The sequence below is a fragment of the Mesorhizobium escarrei genome (assembly GCF_935825525.1).
Classification (GTDB): Bacteria; Pseudomonadota; Alphaproteobacteria; order Rhizobiales; family Rhizobiaceae; genus Mesorhizobium; species Mesorhizobium escarrei.
Genome location: NZ_CAKXZT010000053.1, coordinates 1 through 652, shown reverse-complemented (window position 1 = coordinate 652; position 652 = coordinate 1). Strand labels below are relative to the sequence as shown.

The following is a 652-nucleotide window of genomic DNA, read 5'->3' as shown; positions in this document are numbered from 1 at the left end:
CGCCCCAAGGCGATGACTGGATGCATGAAGCCAAATTCGACGGCTACCGCTCCCAGATCATCATCGACGCTGACGGTGTGCGGATCTTCACCCGCCGCGGCCTAGACTGGACATCGAAGTACCGCGATCTGGCCGAGGCCGCCAAAGGTCTCAACGTACGGAATGCCATCATCGACGGCGAAGTCGTCGTCTTGAATGAGGCTGGCCTTTCGGACTTTGCCGCGCTGCGCAAGGCAATCACCAGGCGACAGCACGACCTCTATTTCGTCGCGTTCGATCTCCTGCACCTAAATGGCCACGACTTGCGCGACATGACGCTTGAGGATCGGCGAGAAATCCTGGCCGGCCTCATAGGGTCCGACAGTCGCATCCAGTTCAGCGAGACGATGCCGGGCGAAGCCAACGCGATCTATCATTTGATCGACGCGGCCGGCCTTGAGGGGATGGTATCGAAGCGTCGAGACAGCAAATATCGCAGCGGCCCGACTACCAATTGGCTGAAAACCAAGTCCTTCACCGAAAGCGAGTTCGAGCTTCTTGGTGTCGAACGCGAGAGGGGCAAGCCGGCGTTTGCTCTGATGGCCGAGCCGGGGACCCGCAAATATGTCGGCAGTGCGTTTGTGAGCGTCAATCGCGAGATGCGGGAGCGGCT

1 protein-coding gene is annotated in these 652 nt (G+C 59.7%); it reads left to right on the top strand.

All coding sequences use genetic code 11. The features are described 5' to 3' along the window. Positions 1-652 (top strand): ATP-dependent DNA ligase (locus NMG80_RS04120; RefSeq protein ID WP_254016959.1); only part of this gene is annotated, 652 nt, incomplete at both ends.